General features: G+C 68.5%; 17 protein-coding genes. 10 read left to right on the top strand and 7 right to left on the bottom strand.

Going from position 1 to position 16,708, the window contains the following annotated elements; all coding sequences use genetic code 11:
* Positions 1-10 precede the first annotated feature (10 nt).
* Entirely contained in the window at positions 11-295 is a 285-nt protein-coding gene (locus J7J50_RS15100; RefSeq protein ID WP_215056806.1) for a hypothetical protein, read from the top strand.
* A gap of 42 nt (positions 296-337) precedes the next feature.
* On the opposite strand, the gene J7J50_RS15095 is transcribed toward J7J50_RS15100, so the two are convergent.
* Together J7J50_RS15095 and rsgA are read right to left on the bottom strand one after the other, a co-directional pair.
* Positions 338-1,612, bottom strand: a complete 1,275-nt coding sequence (locus tag J7J50_RS15095) for a flavohemoglobin expression-modulating QEGLA motif protein (RefSeq protein ID WP_215056807.1) — start codon at positions 1,610-1,612, stop codon at positions 338-340.
* An 84-nt stretch (positions 1,613-1,696) separates the two neighbouring features.
* A complete protein-coding gene (gene rsgA, locus J7J50_RS15090) occupies positions 1,697-2,833 on the bottom strand; it encodes a ribosome small subunit-dependent GTPase A (protein ID WP_215056808.1) in 1,137 nt (378 codons plus the stop codon).
* A 281-nt stretch (positions 2,834-3,114) separates the two neighbouring features.
* Here rsgA and J7J50_RS15085 point away from each other — a divergent pair, with 281 nt between their 5' ends.
* The 3 genes from J7J50_RS15085 to J7J50_RS15075 are packed head-to-tail and all read left to right on the top strand — an operon-like array spanning position 3,115 to position 5,691.
* Entirely contained in the window at positions 3,115-4,365 is a 1,251-nt protein-coding gene (locus J7J50_RS15085) for an aminotransferase class I/II-fold pyridoxal phosphate-dependent enzyme (protein WP_215056809.1), read from the top strand.
* Between the two features lie 7 nt (positions 4,366-4,372).
* Positions 4,373-4,996 carry an SGNH/GDSL hydrolase family protein gene (locus J7J50_RS15080; RefSeq protein WP_215056810.1) on the top strand — a complete coding sequence of 208 codons (624 nt, stop codon included), beginning with the start codon at positions 4,373-4,375 and terminating at the stop codon, positions 4,994-4,996.
* Between the two features lie 26 nt (positions 4,997-5,022).
* A complete protein-coding gene (locus J7J50_RS15075; protein WP_215056867.1) occupies positions 5,023-5,691 on the top strand; it encodes a methyltransferase domain-containing protein in 669 nt (222 codons plus the stop codon).
* Positions 5,692-5,709: 18 nt separating this feature from the next.
* On the opposite strand, the gene J7J50_RS15070 is transcribed toward J7J50_RS15075, so the two are convergent.
* Entirely contained in the window at positions 5,710-6,492 is a 783-nt protein-coding gene (locus tag J7J50_RS15070; protein WP_215056811.1) for a polysaccharide deacetylase family protein, read from the bottom strand.
* Between the two features lie 122 nt (positions 6,493-6,614).
* Here J7J50_RS15070 and grxD point away from each other — a divergent pair, with 122 nt between their 5' ends.
* A complete protein-coding gene (gene grxD, locus J7J50_RS15065; RefSeq protein ID WP_215056812.1) occupies positions 6,615-7,541 on the top strand; it encodes a Grx4 family monothiol glutaredoxin in 927 nt (308 codons plus the stop codon).
* Positions 7,542-7,681: 140 nt separating this feature from the next.
* Here grxD and J7J50_RS15060 read toward each other — a convergent pair whose 3' ends face one another.
* From J7J50_RS15060 to J7J50_RS15045, 4 genes are all read right to left on the bottom strand, one after another.
* Positions 7,682-8,239 carry a DUF924 family protein gene (locus J7J50_RS15060; protein WP_215056813.1) on the bottom strand — a complete coding sequence of 186 codons (558 nt, stop codon included), beginning with the start codon at positions 8,237-8,239 and terminating at the stop codon, positions 7,682-7,684.
* A 300-nt stretch (positions 8,240-8,539) separates the two neighbouring features.
* A complete protein-coding gene (locus J7J50_RS15055) occupies positions 8,540-9,109 on the bottom strand; it encodes a lysozyme inhibitor LprI family protein (RefSeq protein ID WP_215056814.1) in 570 nt (189 codons plus the stop codon).
* Between the two features lie 172 nt (positions 9,110-9,281).
* Positions 9,282-10,316, bottom strand: a complete 1,035-nt coding sequence (locus J7J50_RS15050) for a serine hydrolase (RefSeq protein WP_215056815.1) — start codon at positions 10,314-10,316, stop codon at positions 9,282-9,284.
* 118 nt (positions 10,317-10,434) lie between these two features.
* Positions 10,435-11,211, bottom strand: coding sequence for an AMP nucleosidase (locus J7J50_RS15045; protein WP_215056816.1), 777 nt, complete (start codon positions 11,209-11,211; stop codon positions 10,435-10,437).
* A gap of 142 nt (positions 11,212-11,353) precedes the next feature.
* Here J7J50_RS15045 and J7J50_RS15040 point away from each other — a divergent pair, with 142 nt between their 5' ends.
* From J7J50_RS15040 to J7J50_RS15020, 5 genes are all read left to right on the top strand, one after another.
* The gene (locus tag J7J50_RS15040) at positions 11,354-12,826 is read left to right on the top strand and encodes an amidohydrolase (RefSeq protein WP_215056817.1); all 1,473 of its coding nucleotides are present in this window, start codon (positions 11,354-11,356) and stop codon (positions 12,824-12,826) included.
* The gene (locus J7J50_RS15035; RefSeq protein ID WP_215056818.1) at positions 12,823-14,124 is read left to right on the top strand and encodes an amidohydrolase family protein; all 1,302 of its coding nucleotides are present in this window, start codon (positions 12,823-12,825) and stop codon (positions 14,122-14,124) included. Before J7J50_RS15040 ends, J7J50_RS15035 begins: the two co-directional genes overlap by 4 nt.
* A 286-nt stretch (positions 14,125-14,410) precedes the next feature.
* Positions 14,411-14,815 (top strand): DUF1761 domain-containing protein, encoded by a 405-nt coding sequence (locus tag J7J50_RS15030; RefSeq protein ID WP_215056819.1) that lies wholly within the window; start codon positions 14,411-14,413, stop codon positions 14,813-14,815.
* Between the two features lie 11 nt (positions 14,816-14,826).
* A complete protein-coding gene (locus J7J50_RS15025; RefSeq protein ID WP_215056820.1) occupies positions 14,827-15,465 on the top strand; it encodes a 2-hydroxychromene-2-carboxylate isomerase in 639 nt (212 codons plus the stop codon).
* A 103-nt stretch (positions 15,466-15,568) separates the two neighbouring features.
* The gene (locus J7J50_RS15020; RefSeq protein WP_215056821.1) at positions 15,569-16,516 is read left to right on the top strand and encodes a DegV family protein; all 948 of its coding nucleotides are present in this window, start codon (positions 15,569-15,571) and stop codon (positions 16,514-16,516) included.
* Positions 16,517-16,708 lie beyond the last annotated feature (192 nt).

The following is a 16,708-nucleotide window of genomic DNA, read 5'->3' as shown; positions in this document are numbered from 1 at the left end:
GATCGCCCAGATGTACAGCACCAAGATCGGCGCTAAATTCACCTTCGAAGAGATCACCAACCGGATACAGGGCGAGGAAGCCGATGGCTTCGTGTTCGTCGGCTGTGTCATCCGCAACGGCGCCAAGCCCAATAACGAACTCAGTTTCAACGACCACCCCAGCGGCGGTCGCCCGGCGCGCTGCACCGTACTGGCCGCCACGGCCACCGCGCCGGCGGCGCACCGGGCGGAATGGGTCGGCCAGATGCTGGTGCAGAACAATGTTCGCAACGTGGTTCTGTATCGGCCCAAATGACGGCGGCGGCGCTTGGCGCGGATCGCGCCGGCGCATGCGTTCTCAGCCGATCTCGCTGAAATCGCCCTCGGCCATCTGATCCAGCCGGATCCGATTGGCGAACAGCGAGAACGCCAGCATTCCCGCCAGACCGTTGGCGCGGGTGATCCACGGCGGCATCCAGCGCGGCGGCGCGAGCACGCCGTCCTGGAACAGGGGCTCGAAGCGCTGCACGTCGCCCAGGGTCATCTTGCCGGCGAACAGCCAGCGGCACAGATGCAGTTTCTGCTGGCGCAGCGCCCAGCGGAAGAAGGTGTGCACGCCGACCAGACCGCGCAGGTACACGGTGTCCTTGGTGAAGGCGGCGCCGCCGTGGGTCGGCACGCCGCGGAACACGCGCTGGGCCGAGGCGAAGCTGTCGGCCGGCGATTGGCCGGCGTCGATGAAGTAGCGGAACACCTGGATGAAGTCGGCGCCGTCCAGCGCCATCGCGACCGCGTCGATGCGCAGGCTCAGGCGCTTCATGCGGCCGATGTCGATGCTGCCGGTGATCTGCTCGGCGAAGGTCGCCAGGCCTTCCTGGGTCGCGGTGCTGCGCGGCGAGGACAGGGCCAGGCTCGGCAGCAGCGGTTGCTCGCGGCCGTTGAGCGCGGTCAGCGAATGCACGAAGGCTTCGTGCTGCAGCAACTGGTGGCGGTCGTAGTCGCTGAACGCCGCGCCGCTGCGCAGGCGGATGCGGGTGGAACCGGCGGCGGCCTTGGCGATCAGCTCGGGGTCGAGCACGACTTCGATCACGCGGGCGTCGAAATAATCGTCCAGATCGCGCTGCAGTTGCAGGCTTAGCGCGGTCGCGGAAATCTCCACGGTTTCGGCCGGCGACATCAGTTCTCGGTCGAGTTCGTTGGCGATGGAGATGAAGTGGTTGGCCGCCTCGCGCGTGCTCGGGCCCTGCCCGGGCAGGGCGGCGTCGGGCTTGCCGAACAACTGCACCGAGTAGTCGGTGACCGCGGTGGTGCCCAGGCATTCGAGCAGTTGCGCGGCCACGCCCCAGGAATGCGCGGATTCGATCAGGTACTCGCCCAGCGGATGATCGCGGTCGGCTTCGGCGGCGATCGCGTCGAGCTCGGCGCGCACTTCGGAGAAATCGTGTCTGGGGTAGTCGATGACCGGCAGCCGCGCGGTGCCGCGGGCGTAGTCGGCGAGGAACGGCGCTTCCAGACCGGCCGGCCAGCTGGCCATCGTCAACAGCTTGAGGCCGCGCGCGGCGCGGACCATGCGCGCGTCGAGCGCGGCGTGGTGCTGGATGTCGGGGCGCAGGCCGGCGCTCAGGACGCTCATGGGGCGGCCTTGGGGTTTGGGTCAGGGGGGATTCGCTCTTCCTCGCGCCCCAGCGGCGCAACACCCCCGCCCGCCAGCGTGCGCTCAACGCCGCCCATGCTTATCGTCCGAGCGCTTGCCGGCCGGCTTGCCCGGCGCCTTGATGTCGGCCTTCTGCGCGCGCCGGTTGGCGAGCTTGCTGGCCGCGCCGGAGACTTCGCCGCTCAACTTCAGATAGCTGGCGAAACGCTGCGGATCGAGCTTGCCGTTTTCGATCGCCTCGCGCACCGCGCAACCGGGCTCGCTGGCGTGCGAGCAATCGCGGAACTTGCATCGCTCGGCCAACGCTTCGATGTCGCTGAAATTCTCCGCCACGTCCTCTTCGCCGGTCGGCTTGAGTTCGCGCATGCCCGGCGTGTCGATCAGGCATGCGCCCGACGGCAGCGGGATCAAGGCGCGATGCGTGGTGGTGTGGCGGCCGCGCGCGTCGCTTTCGCGCACCGCGCCGGTCTTCATGCGTTCCAGGCCGAGCAGGCTGTTGGTCAGCGTGGACTTGCCGGCGCCGGAGGAACCGACCAGCACCACGGTGCGGCCGGGCTGCAGCCACGGCGACATCGCCGCCACGCTGCCGTCGCGGTCGCGCGCGTTGACCGCGCGGATCGCCACGCCCTGGGCCAGTTCGATCAGCGCGCCGGTGGCTTCGGCGACGGCGTGCTCGTTGGCGGCGGACGCTTCGTCGGCCTTGGTCAGCACGATCACCGGCTCGGCGCCGCCGCGCACCAGCAGCAGATAGCGTTCGATCCGGCGTGGATTGAAGTCCGCGTCCAGACCGCAGACCACGAACACGGTGTCGATGTTGGCCGCGATCAGCTGCTGCTTGTAATGCTCGCCGGCCGCGCCGCGCTTGATCGCGCTGTAGCGCGGCAGCAGCGCCACGACCTTGGCGCGCTCCGGGTCGCCTTCGACCAGCATCCAGTCGCCGACCCCGGGCCGCTGCTCGGGCGCCAGCGCGCCTTTCTTGTAGCTGGCCGCGCGTTGCCATTCGGGCAGGGACTCGACCCGGTAGCCGCTGTCGGGGCCGTCGGACACGACATAGCCGCTGCGATGCTGCTCGGTGACCCGCGCCGGGCGGGCCTGGGGGTGATCGGCCAAGGCCTGGCGCCATACCGGGTCGGCCGGCAGAAGCTCCTCGGCCGTGATCGGCCATCCGATCGCCTGCAAGGCGGCGAGTTCGGGAGTCAAAGGCGCGGGCGCAGTTCAGGCATGGCGCGATTCTACATAGGCTGCCCATCGGTTTCGTCGCGATTGCGCGCCGCTGGCGGGATCGAGCGCCGGGATTTGGGCCGGCTCGCCCCGTCGCGGGCCGGATACCCGCCGGCGCCGGCCGCGGCGGCGAAATCCACGAAACGTGCGCCCGGCCCGGGCCGGCGCCGCCGGAACCGGGGTTTTTCGCCGCCGCCAAGCTGCTTAGTCGAGCCGATTCAGCTAGTCTGAAGCCCCATCCATCGACCCTGCCCGCTCCAATGTCCCTTCCGCCCTTGAAAACCCGCGAACGCCTGTCCGAAGTCCGTTACGAAATCCGCGGTGAACTGGCTCGGCGAGCTCGGGAGTTGGAAGCCCAGGGACGCAAGCAGATCAAGCTCAATATCGGCAACCCCGGCGCCTTCGGGTTCCGCGCGCCCGAACACCTGCAGCGCGCGATCGCCGACCACATCGCCGATACCGATCCCTACACCCACCAGCAGGGCCTGCCGGTCGCGCGCGAGGCCATCGCCGCCTTCCACAAGCAGCGCGGCACGCCCAACGCCTCGCCCGAGCGGGTGTTCGTCGGCAACGGCGTCAGCGAGCTGATCGACCTGTCGCTGCGCGCGCTGCTCAATCCCGGCGACGAAGTGCTGCTGCCCTCGCCCGACTACCCGCTGTGGTCGGCCGCGACCATCCTCAACGATGGCCGCCCGGTGTATTACCGCTGCCAGCCCGAGAACGGCTTCCTGCCCGACCCGGACGAGATCGAGCAACTGGTCTCCAGCCGCACCCGCGCGATCGTGCTGATCAACCCCAACAACCCGACCGGCGCCGCCTACCCGCGCGAGCTGATCGAACGCATCGTCGCCATCGCCGCCAAGCACAAGCTGCTGTTGATGTGCGATGAAATCTACGACTCCATTCTTTACGACGGCGCCCAGTTCACTCCGGTCGCGCCGATCGCCGGCGATCTGCCCTGCCTGAGCTTCGGCGGCCTGTCCAAGGTCCATCGCGCCTGCGGCTGGCGCGTGGGCTGGGCGGTGCTGTCGGGCGACCCGGTCGCCAGCGGCGATTTCCATCACGCCATGGACCTGCTCGGCGCGCTGCGCCTGTGCGCCAACGTGCCGGGCCAGTTCGCGATCGAGGCCGCGCTCAACGGCACCGACACCATCACGCCGTTGTGCGAGCCGGGCGGTCGCCTGTTCGAAGCGCGCCGCGCGGTGATCGAATCGGTCCAGGCCAGCGGGCATCTGCAACTGGTGGTGCCGGCCGGCGCGCTGTACGCGTTCCCGGCGGTGACCGGCGCCGCCGCGCACGGCTTCGACGATCACAAGTTCGCCCTGGAACTGCTGGAAACCGAGGACGTGCTGGTGGTGCCCGGTTCGAGCTTCAACGTGCCGTACCGCAACCACTTCCGCGTGACCCTACTGCCGGAACCGGCGCAGGTGCGCGAAGTGTTCGGCCGGATCGAGCGCGTGCTCGACCGTTACGCCGCGCGCGCGCAGAGCCAGCGCGCCGCCGTGGCCTGAGGCCGCGATGGCGCTGACCTACCTCGCGCTCGGCGACAGCTACACCATCGGCGAGGCCGTGCCCGAATCCGGCCGCTGGCCGGTGCAGTTGACGGTGCAGTTGCGCGAACACGGCATCGCCGTGGACGCGCCGCGGATCGTCGCCACCACCGGCTGGACCACCGATGAGCTGGCGCTCGCGCTGGACCTGGCCGAGCCGCTGGGCCAATGGGATTTCGTCAGCCTGCTGATCGGCGTCAACAACCAATACCGCGGCCGCAGCGCGGTGCAGTACGCGGCCGAGTTCCGCGATCTGCTGCGGCGCGCGATCGGCTACGCGCGCGGCCGCGCCGATCGGGTGCTGGTGCTGTCGATTCCCGACTGGGGCGCGACGCCGTTCGGCGCCACCGATCAGCGCGGCGCGGCCGCGATCGGCGCCGAGCTGGACGTGTTCAACCGCAGCGCCGCCGATGTGTGCGCGCGCCTGGGCGTGGCCTTCGTCGATATCACCCCGGTGTCGCGCGAGCGCGCCGGCGACGCGATCATGCTGGCCGCCGACGGCCTGCATCCGTCGGCGGCGATGTACGCGCAGTGGACCGCGCTGGCGCTGCCGGTGGCGCGCGCTCTGCTGCAAGAACCGGCGCCGCGGTGACCGCCGCCATCGACGCCACGCGCCCGCTGCCGCGCGAACGCGCGCTCGCCATCGCGCGCGCCTTCCTGCCCGCGCATCCGCTCGGCAATCGCTGGGACTACTACTACAGCCGCGCCAAGCTCGGCAGCGATCCGCTGTATCCGGGCGTGCTGCAGGCCTTGCGCGGCAGCCACGCGCCGGTGCTGGACCTGGGCTGCGGACTGGGCCTGCTGGTGCACGCGCTGCGCCTGGACGGGCAGACGATGGCGTATCGCGGCGTCGATAACGACGCGGCCAAGATCGGCCGCGCACGCAAGGTCGCGGGCAAGGTCGAACTGACCCGGGCGCGCTTCGATCTGGTCGATCTGGCGCAGGGCCCGCCGCCGCACCGCGGCAGCGTGACGATCCTGGATGTCCTGCAATACCTGGACGCGCCGACCCAGCGCGGCCTGATCGACACCGCCGCGGCGATGCTGGAGCCCGGCGCGCGCCTGGTCATCCGCACCGCGCTGGCCGACGGCAGCGGCCGCGGCCGCGTCGGCCTGATCTCCGACCGACTGGCCAAGATGATCGGCTGGATGCAGTCGGCGCCGCGCTGTTACCCCGAGGCCGACGCGCTGCGCGAGCAGTTGCAGGGGCACGGGCTGAGCACCACGGTGGCGCCGCTGTACGGCAATACGCCGTTCAACAACTGGCTGATCGTCGCCCGCGCCTGAGCGGCTGAGCGCACGCGTTTACTCGGGCACGACCGCGACGTAACCGGCGTCCTTCATCGCCCGCAGCACGCCTTCCACGATCGCCACGTTGTTGCCGTGCGGCGCGCCCTCGTGCAGCAGCACGATCGCGCCGGGGCGGAAATCGGCGACGATGCGCGCCACCACCGAATCGGGCTCGCCGCGCACGCCGTCGAAGCCGCGCGCGCTCCATGCCACCCGCGTCAGCGCCAGTTTCTTCAACGACGCCGACACGAACGGATTGGCCATGCCGACCACCGCGCGGAACCAGCGCGGCGTCACCCCGGTCACCGCGCGCAGGCCGGCCTGCGCCTGCTCGATCTCCGCCGCCATGCGCCCCGGGCCCAGCGCCCAGAACCAGGCCTGCGGATGCGACTGGCTGTGATTACCGATGCCGTGGCCGCGGCGGACGATCTCGCGCGCCAGCTGCGGCCGCGCCGCGGCGCGTTCGGCGACCAGGAAGAACGTCGCCTTGGCGCCGTATTTATCGAGCAGGTCGAGCATCGCCGGGGTGTCGTCGGACGGGCCGTCGTCGATGGTCAGCCACAGCGCCCGCGCCTGCGTCGGCAGGCGTGCGAGCACCGGCCCGAACAGACGCGAGCGCGGCCACAAGGTGCCCCAGAACATGGCGCCGTGGCTGAGCAGCATCGCCAGCAGCCCGACCGCCCAACCCAGGCGCCACCACAACGCCAGCATGAGCAACTGCGAGGCGCCGAACAGCCAAAGCCAGGCCCAGGGGCGGCGCGGCGGACGATGGGGGACGGCGATGCTGGCGATGCTCATGCGCGGGGGAACGGCTCCAGACGGTAACGCGACGGCGGCTGGCACCGCGGATGCGTCATCCTACCTTGCGGCACCCGCTGGCCGCCCCCATGTGGGCTTCATTCCCGCCAGACCAGACCGTCATGTCCCTCGATCCCGCCCTGCGCTCGCGCATCGAAACCCTGCTTCAGTCCAACCGCGTCGTGCTGTTCATGAAAGGCGGCCCGACCGCGCCGCAGTGCGGTTTCTCGGCCAAGGCCTCCGGCGCGCTGAACGCGCTGCTGCCGCAGGGCTACGCCCATGTGGACGTGCTGGCCGATCCGGAAATCCGCGAGGGCATCAAGGCCTACGGCGAGTGGCCGACCATCCCGCAGCTGTACATCGACGCGCAGTTGGTCGGCGGCAGCGACATCATCGAGCAGATGGCCGCCAGCGGCGAGTTGCACAGCGCGCTCGGCCTGCCCGCGCCCGATCGCAGCCCGCCGCGGCTGAGCATCACCCCGGCCGCGGCGCAGATGCTGCGCGACGCGGTCGCCAATGCCGGTGCCGACTACGCGGTACAGCTGGACGTCGATGCGCGCCACAACGTGCGCCTGCAGCTGGCGCCGATCGACACCGCCGCGGTCGCGGTGGAAGTCGAAGGTGTGCGCGTGCAGACCGACTGGATCAACGCCCGCCGCGCCGATGGCGTGTCGATCGACTGGGCCGACGACGAACGCGGCCGCGGATTGGTGATCACCAACCCGAACGCGCCGCCGGCGGTGCGCGCGATCGTTCCGGCCGACGCGCGCGAGCGCGTGCGCGCCGGCTCGCTGCGTCTGGTCGACGTGCGTCCGCCGGACGAACGCGCCATCGCTCAGGTCGATCTCGCCTTCGACAGCTTCGATCACGGCACCAGCGCGCTGGAAACCCTGCCCAAGGACACGCCGCTGGCGTTCCTGTGCCACCACGGCGGCCGCAGCGCGCAAGCGGCGGAGCATTTCCGTCAGCTGGGTTACCGCGAGGTCTACAACGTCGAAGGCGGCATCGACGCCTGGGCCGATCTGGACGGCGCCATCGCCAAGTACTGATCGCCGCCGCGGTTGCGATTACCGCGAAAGCCGCGACGTTTGCGTCGCGGCTTTCGCGTTTTTGGCGCTGACGTATCGGCGTGCGTCATCGCCGACGGCGCGCGCGATGAATCCCTGCGGGCACCGGGCCCGCCGCCGCATCAGCCCTTGAAGCCGCCGCCGTCGAGATAGGCCTGCTCTTCCGCGCTGCTGTCGCGTCCCATCGCCGCGTTGCGATGCGGGAAACGGCCGAAGCGCTCGATGATCTCCAGATGCTTGACCGCCCACTGCGCGGCGTCGGTGCCGTCGGCATTGGCCGGCAGCGCCCGGTGCAGTTCGACCGAGCGGCGTTGATCGGGCAGATCCTCGGAGTGTTCGAACGGCAGATAAAAGAACGAACGCAGGGCCAGCTCGATGCTGCGGTCGTGACCGAGTTCCAGCGCGCGCCGCGCGTAGTGCCGCGCCAGCGGATCGGTCGCGTACGAATGCGCGCTGCCGCGGAACACGTTGCGCGGAATCTGATCGAGCAGGATCAACAGCGCCAGCGCCGACTCGGCATCGTGCTCGACCCAGTCGTCGTGCTCGCGCCGCGCCGCGGCGTGGTGGGCGTCGAGAAAGCCGCTGCGGCATTGCTGATCGAAATGGTCGTCGCGGTCGAACCAGCGGCCGGGACCGGCCTTGCGCCAGAAATCGACGACGTCTTGTGCGGTGACGGACATGCGGAACCTGCGCTTGGGGGACAGGGAGCGAACCCTAGCAAAACGGGTGCGGGTGTGTCGCGAACGGGAGTGTCCGGCCGGGTAGTTGCCACGATGTGAGGTGCGCTGTGGTGCGAGCGACGCCGCGCGTTACCTCGTGCTTTACGCCGCGCGTTCCCTCGTGTCGCGTCGCACCACCACTCACCCGTCATCCCCGCGAACGCGGGGATCCAGCGACTTTACTTTCATGTCGCGACGAACCTCGCATCCCGGCATTCACGCGAATGACGAACAAAATCAACATCGCCCGCACACCCCCCATCACCCCGCCTCATCCTCGCCCAACTGCGTCTCCAACTCGTTAATCCAAGCCACGGTGAGACTTTCCATCGTCACCGCATAGATCAACGGCCGGATCGGCCCGGACGAATACGACTGCGAAACGAAGCGCGCATGGCGTTCGCGAAACGCCAGCCAGGCCTGGTGCGCCTGTTCGAACGCGGCCAGATCCTCGCCGTCGATCTGCTTGCGCAAGTGCGCGACCAGACCGTCCAGGCGCGTTTGCTCACGGCTGAGTTCGGCGATCGCCTGCTGGCTCATGTCGGCCTGACTGACCCGATCGTCGTCGCTGTCGCGCGCGATCGCCTCGGCCTTGCCGAAATAATTGTCGGCGATGCGCGCGGCGGTTTCGGCCTTACCGATCAGCTTGTTTTCGAAACGGCGCAGTTCCTCGACGCTGGTGTGCGCGCCGTCGAGTTCCTGCTTCAACGCGAGCAACTGCTTGCCGCGCTCGATCGCATCGACGGTGCCGCGACGCTCGGCGATTCGTTGGATGAAGTAGAACGCCCAGGTAAGCAGGGCGCCGATGACGGTGAAGATGAGCTGTTCCATGACCTGTCCTCCGGTCGTGGAGCACAGTGTCGTTCGCGCAGGTCTCAGGCCTTCGGATGTCGCGTGTCGCGCGTCGCAAAACCCTATAAATCCAGTGGGTTTCTGCTCGGCGCGGGGTAAACCGTTCAGCCTTCCGGGCGCGGCGTCAGATCGTTGCGGCGCGACGAATCGTTCAGTCAGTCCCCGCGGCTGGCCCCATCGCCGCGAGCACCGCGCGCAGGATGTCCTGCGAACGCCGCTGTCCATAACCGCGGCCGTAGGCGGAGGAGGTGATCGCGATCACCGCGTGCAGCGACGGCACCACGTAGATCTTGTTGCCGCCGTTGCCGGAAGCGAACGCGACCGGAACATCGCGGCCGGCGATGCGCTGGGTCCGCAGATACCAGAAGTAGCCGTAGTGATCCGCGTAGGGATCGACCGCGGCGATGGCGATGCGCGGAGTCAGGATGTCGTCCAGGGTCTTGCGCGTGATCAGCCGGCGTCCGGCGTGCTCGCCGCCGTCGAGCAGCAACTGGCCGATGGCGGCCATGTCGCGCGCGCTCAGCGACAGGTTGCCCTGGCCCTTGGCATTGCCGGAGGCATCGCGCTGCCAGCGCCAATGTTCGATGCCCAAAGGTTGGAACAGATTCGCGCGCGCGAACTCGTCGAGCGGTTGCGCGACCGCCGCCGCGACCGCCCACCCGGCCAGGTACGCGGTCAGCGAGTTGTACTGGTAGCGCGCCCCGGCCGCCTCGCGGCGCGGCACGCCGAGCGCGAACGCGACCGGATCGGCGGCCTCGTCGAGACGGTCCTCGTTGCCGGGCGATTGTTCCTGCGTGTCGTCGGCGTCGAGTCCCGAGCGCATCGTCAGCAGATCGCGCACCGAGGTGCCAGCGACCGGCTTGCCGCGCGCGCCGGGCAGATAACGTTCGACCGGATCGTCCAGCGAACCGATCCGGCCTTGATCGAGGGCGATTCCGGCCAGCAGCGCGGTCACGCTTTTCCCGGCCGAACGCATGTCGTGCAGGCTGCGCGCGTCGTCGCCGTTGTAGTAACGCTCGGCGATGAGTGCGCCGTCGCGCAGCACGACCACGGCCTTGAGGTCGGCCCGGGCGTCACCGTCCCAGCGGGCGAGGACGCGCTCGACGGCGGGATCGGCCGCGAACGCCGGCAAGGCGAAACTCAAGCACGCGAGCAGGCACCAGCGAATTCGTCGAGCAGCGATCATGCGGCAGCTTCCGAGTGGCCGTTCATGGGCCGGGGCATCATGCATCGCGGCGGCCCTCACCCCAACCCCTCTCCCGCTTTGCGAGAGAGGGGCTTTGTAGCGAAAGCCGCGCCCTGGCTTACTCGTCGAAGCGCAAATGCCGCACCGACTTGCCATGCCGGCGGATCAGCTTCAACGCTTCGATGCCGACTCCGATGTGGGTATCGACGAAGCTCGCGCTGACCTTGGCGTCGGAAGCCTCGGTCTTCACGCCCTCGGGGATCATCGGCTGGTCCGACACCAGCAACAGCGCGCCGCAGGGAATGCGGTTGGCGAAGCCGGCGGCGAACACGGTCGCGGTTTCCATGTCGATGGCCATGCAGCGCATCGCGCGCAGACGCTCCTTGAAGGCTTCATCGTGCTCCCAGACCCGGCGATTGGTGGTGTAGACGGTGCCGGTCCAGTAGTCGTGGCCGAGGTCGCGGATCATGGTCGAGACCGCGCGCTGCAAGGCGAACGCCGGCAGCGCCGGCACTTCCGGCAACAGGTAGTCGTTGGAGGTGCCTTCGCCGCGGATCGCCGCGATCGGCAGGACCAGGTCGCCGAGCTCGTTCTTGCGCTTGAGGCCGCCGCACTTGCCCAGGAACAACACCGCCTGCGGCATGATCGCCGAGAGCAGGTCCATCATGGTCGCCGCGTTCGGGCTGCCCATGCCGAAGTTGATCATGGTGATGCCGTCGGCGGTCGCGCTGGGCATCGGCCGGTCCATGCCGACGATCTCCGCGCCGGTCAGGCGGGCGAAGGTGTGCAGGTAGCCGCCGAAGTTGGTCAGCAGGATGTGCTGGCCGAACTGGTCCAGGGGCACGCCGGTGTAGCGCGGCAGCCAGTTTTCGACGATCTGTTCTTTGTCTTTCATGCCTTGGCCTTTTCTTGTTGTTGTAGGGCCATTGTGGCACCGCCCATGACGATAGTCAGGGTTGGCAGCGCACAAAGCGGCCGTTACGGTTCCACGGTTACCCGCCGCTCGACACTTGGCTCCGCTTTCCCCGGGGGAAATCATGCTTCGACCGTTCCTGGCCGGCTGCGGCCTGGCGTTGCTCGCCAGCGCCGCGCAGGCGGCCACGGCCGCGCCCGCCGCGCCCGCTTCGACCTCGCGCTACACCCAGGACCCCTACCCCAGCACCTACAAGGCGCTCGGCTCGGGCCCGGTGCTGCTGCAGCACGCCACGGTCCTGACCGGCACCGGCCAGCGCCTGGACAACGCCGACGTGCTGCTGCAGGGCGGCAAGATCGTCGCGGTCGGCAGCGCGCTGGACGCGCCGGCCGACGCGGCGCGCGTGGACGCCACCGGCAAGTGGCTCACGCCGGGGATCATCGACGTCCACTCGCACCTGGGCGTGTACCCCAGCCCCGGCGTCAGCGCCCACGCCGACGGCAACGAGATGACCAGCCCGGTCACGCCCAACGTCTGGGCCGAGCATTCGATCTGGCCGCAGGACCCGGGCTTCGAAACCGCGCTGGCCGGCGGCATCACCTCGCTGCAGATCCTGCCCGGCTCGGGCAATCTGATCGGCGGCCGCGGCGTCACCCTCAAGAACGTGCCGGCAACTTCTTATCAGGCGATGAAATTCCCCGGCGCGCCGTGGGGCCTGAAGATGGCCTGCGGCGAAAATCCCAAGCGCGTCTACGGCAGCCGCAACGTCTCGCCGGGCACGCGCATGGGCAATGTCGCCGGTTACCGCGCGGCCTTCATCGATGCCAGCGAATATCTGCGCAAGACCTCGCCCAAGGCCGCCGCGCCGGCGAAGAAGCGCTGGTGGCAGAGTTCCACTCCGGCCTCCAACAACGCCGACAGCGAGAAGGACACCGGCGGCAAGCGCGACCTCAAGCTCGACACCCTGGCCGGCGCGATCAAGGGCGACATCCTGGTCCACATCCACTGCTACCGCGCCGACGAGATGACCACCATGCTCGATCTGGCGAAAGAGTTCGGCTTCAAGATCGCCGCCTTCCACCACGGCGTGGAGGCGTACAAGATCGCCGACCGGCTGGCGCAGGAAAACGTCTGCGGCGCGCTGTGGGCCGACTGGTGGGGCTTCAAGATGGAAGCCTTCGACGGCATCCAGGAAAACCTCGCCATCGTCGATCGTCCGGCCAACAGCTGCGCGATCGTGCATTCCGATTCCGAGGAAGGCATCCAGCGGCTGAACCAGGAAGCGGCCAAGGTGATGGCGCACGCGCGCCTGGCCGGCATCGACATCGCGCCGGAGCGGGCGATCCGCTGGCTCACCCAGAACCCGGCCAAGGCGCTGGGCATCGTCGAGCGCACCGGCACGCTGGAGCCGGGCAAGATGGGCGACGTGGTGGTGTGGAACGGCAATCCCTTCAGCGTCTACGCCAAGGCCGAGCAGGTCTACATCGACGGCGCGCGCGTTTACGACCGCGCCGATCCGTCGCGCCAGCCCAAGTCCGATTTCATGCTCGGGCAACCGGCCGCGCAGACCGCGACGCAAACCGGAGGTGTGCAATGAGCCGCGTGTCCGCACTACGGCATGCGCCGCTGTTCGCCGCCGTGCTGGCCTGCGTCAGCTTCGCCGCGTCCGCGCAGAACGTGCTGATCCGCAACGCCACCGTCCACACCGCCAGCGCGCAGGGTTCGCTGGAACACGCCGACGTGCTGGTCTGGGGCGGCGTGGTGCGCGCGGTCGGCCGCGGCCTGAGCGCGCCGGCCGGCGCGCAGGTGATCGAGGCCGAGGGCCGGCCGGTCACGCCGACCCTGTTCGGCGGCATCAGCGAAATCGGCCTGGAGGAAGTGTCCGGCGAGAAGGCCACGGTCGATGAAACCCTCGCGCTCGGCGCCGACACCAAGGAAATGACGGTGCGGCCCGAGTTCGACGTGACCCTGGCCTACAACCCGGACTCGGTGGTGATTCCGGTCACCCGCATCGAAGGCATCGGCTGGACCCTGCTCGGCGCCGGCACCGCCAGCGGCGGCTCGATCGTCGCGGGACAAGGCGGGATCGAGCGCTTGGACGGCGGCCCCGACCCGATCGGCCCGCGCGTGCTGTTCGTGCGCCTGGGCAAGGACAGCCTGGGCCTGAGCGGCAGTTCGCGCGCGGCGCAGTGGATGATCCTGGATCAGCTGATCGACGAATTGCGCGGGCGCATCGGCCCGGACAATCACGCCGCGCTGCTGACGCCGGCCGGACGCAGCGCGCTGCAGAAGTATTTCGGCGGCGGCGGGCGGATCGTGTTCGGCGTGGATCGCGCCGCCGACATCCGCCAGCTGCTGCGCTGGTCGGCCCGGCATCGACTGCGCATCGCCATCGCCGGCGGCGGCGAGGCCTGGCGGCTGGCGCCGCAATTGGCGGCGGCGAAGGTGCCGGTGTTCGTCAATCCGCTGTCCAATCTGCCGAGCGATTTCGATCAGGTCGGCGCCAGCATGGAAAACGCGGCGCGGCTGCGCGCGGCCGGCGTCGCGGTCGGTTTCAGCGAAGGCGGCGCTTCGCACAACGCGCGCAAGGTGCGCCAGCTCGCCGGCAACGCCGTCGCCGCCGGCCTGCCCTGGGCCGACGGCCTGGCCGGGCTGACCCGGGTGCCGGCGGAAACCTTCGGCGTGGCCGGCGAAGTGGGGTCGATCGCGCCGGGCAAGCGCGCCGATCTGGTGCTGTGGAGCGGCGACCCGCTCGATGTCAGCAGCGTCGCCTTGCAGGTGTGGATGGACGGCCGCGCGATTTCGATGCGCAGCCGACAGACCGAATTGCGCGATCGCTACCTGCATCCGGACAACGGCTTGCCGCGCGCGTATCCGACGCCAGCGGGGCGTTGAGCCGGCGCCTTCCGGCCCGATAGCGCATCCCACCAGCCCCCTTTGAACCCAGCTACCGATTCCCCCCTTTGAAAAAGGGGGGCCAGGGGGGATTCGCTTTTGATTCGGCTCCATCGCAATAAGGCGAAAAGCTCAATCCCCCCTTCCCCCCTTTTTCAAAGGGGGGAACAGCAACGGCAACGGCAACGGCGACGGTTGCCCCTGCCTCGCCGCGCTTGACCTCCCCTCACCACGCCACGGCGTATGCTTGCCGCCATCGCCGCCCGAGCGCTTCCGGAGTGCCGTCATGACCCTGCCCATCGCACACGTCAACTGGCTGGCGATCATCGCCGCCACCGCCTCGGCCTTCGTGCTCGGCGGCCTGTGGTACGGGCCCTTGTTCAAGAACGCCTGGTGCCGCGAGGCCGGCATCGACCCTAACGCCAAGCCCGGCCACCCGGGCCTGACCTTCGCCATCGCCATCGTCTGCGCCTTCCTCGCCGCGACCATCTTCGCCGTGCTGATGCCGCCGCAGGCCAGCGCCGCGGACGGCTTCGGCGTGGGCTTCGTGGTCGGCCTGTTCTTCGTCTCGATGAGCTTCGGCATCAACTACGCCTTCGCCCAGCGCAGCCTGAAGCTATGGATGATCGACAGCGGCTATCACATCATCCAGTTCATTCTCTACGGCGTGATCATCGGCGCGTGGAAATAAGGAGTCAGGCGATGAGCGACCTACAACCGGCACTGCGCTGGTACTTCGATTTCATCTCGCCGTTTTCGTATCTGCAATGGCGCAAGCTGCGCGCGATCGCACGCGAACGTTCGATCGCGCTGGTGCCGGTGGCGTTCGGCGCGATCCTGGCCGCGCACGGCAACAAGGGCCCGGCGGAAATTCCCGGCAAGCGCGAATTCACCTATCGCCATGTGCTGTGGCAGGCGCGCCGCGAAGGCGTCGAGCTGCGCTTTCCGCCGGCGCATCCGTTCAATCCGCTGGCCGCGCTGCGGCTGTGCGTGGCCGCCGGCAACACGCCCGAGGCGGTGGATGCGATCTTCGATTGGATCTGGACGCAAGGACAGGTCGGCGACAGCATCGAAGCCCTGAGCCCGGTCGTCGCCGCGCTGGGCGTCGAAATCGGCGCAATCGGCAGCGATCAGACCAAATCGGCCCTGCGCGCGAACACCGAATCGGCTCTGTTGGCCGGTGTATTCGGCGTGCCTACGTTGAGTATTGGTAATGAATTGTTCTGGGGCAACGACGCACACGATTTCGCCCTTGACGCACTGCAACACCCCGATTGGCTTGAAGATCCTGAAATGCAACGGCTCAAGCAGCTGCCGGTAGGAGTGCAACGCCGGGCCTGAACGAGGCCGGCGCCGGGCAAGCGCATTCTTGCGTGACACCCGTCGCGAAACGGTATGCTGCGGAAACATTCGATCACCACGCGCCAAGACCCGGGGGGGACCCATGCGCATTGGAATCGTCGTCGACTCCGCTTGCGATCTGCCGTTGGACTATCTGCAACAGAACGATATTCATCTGTTGCCGATCACCGTGCGCATCGGCCAGGCCGTGCTCGCCGATCACCGCAACGAACAAGCCACCCTGCAGTTCCTGCATACGCATCTGGCCGATCGCGGCTTCGAGGCCGAGACCACGCCGTTCACCGTGCAGCAGGTACGCGATCTGTTCGTCAGCCAACTGGCGATCGATTACGACTACGTGTTCTGCATGACGATCACCAAGACCCGCAGTCCGGTGTTCGAGAACGCCAATCAGGCCAGCTTCGCGATCCTCAACGACTACCGCCCGGTGCGCAGCGCCGCCGGCATCAACACGCCGTTTTCGTTGCGGGTGATCGACACGCTGAATCTGTTCGCGGCGCAGGGCATCACCGCGGTCGAAGCGGTGCGCCTGCGCGGCGCCGGCGAAGGCCCGCCGAAGATCCGCGCGCGCCTGGAGCATCTGGTGCTGCACACGCACGGTTATCTGATCCCGCGCGACCTCAACTACCTGCGCGCGCGCACCCGTCATCGCGGCGATCGCAGCGTGAGTTTCCTCAGCGCGACCTTGGGCACGGCGCTGGACATCAAGCCGATCCTGCACTGCAACCGCGGCGAAACCGGGCCGGTGGCGAAGATCAAGGGCTACGAGAACGCGGTGCAGAAGCTGATGGAATTCGCCGCGCGCAAGGTGGCCGGCAACGGCCTGATGACGCCCACCGTTTGCTTGAGCTACGGCGGCGAGTTGTCGGAGCTGCGCAGCTTGCCGGGCTATGAAACCCTGCGCGTGGCTTGCCGCAACAACAACGTGGAGTTGTACGACAGCGTCATGAGCCTTACCGGCATGGTCAATGTCGGCAAGGGGGCGCTGGCGTTGGGGTTTGCGGCGGAGAAGGCGGATTTTGTTGGTTGAGTCGGGAATCGGGAATCGGGAATCGGGAATCGGGAACAGCGTACCCACCTGCCGTCATTCCCGCGAACGCGGGCTCTGCTTTACTTCGGCGGAGCCGAACATCCAGTGCCTTTCGTGCGAGAACGTTCGAAGTCTCTGGATTCCCGCCTTCGCGGGAATGACGAACTGGAAGGATGGCGCTGAAGTCTTTGG

This window comes from Lysobacter sp. ISL-50 (assembly GCF_018612875.1).
In the GTDB taxonomy this organism is placed as follows: Bacteria; Pseudomonadota; Gammaproteobacteria; order Xanthomonadales; family Xanthomonadaceae; genus Lysobacter.
Note: the sequence above shows the minus strand (reverse complement) of the source record. Positions and strands in the feature narration are given on the sequence as shown.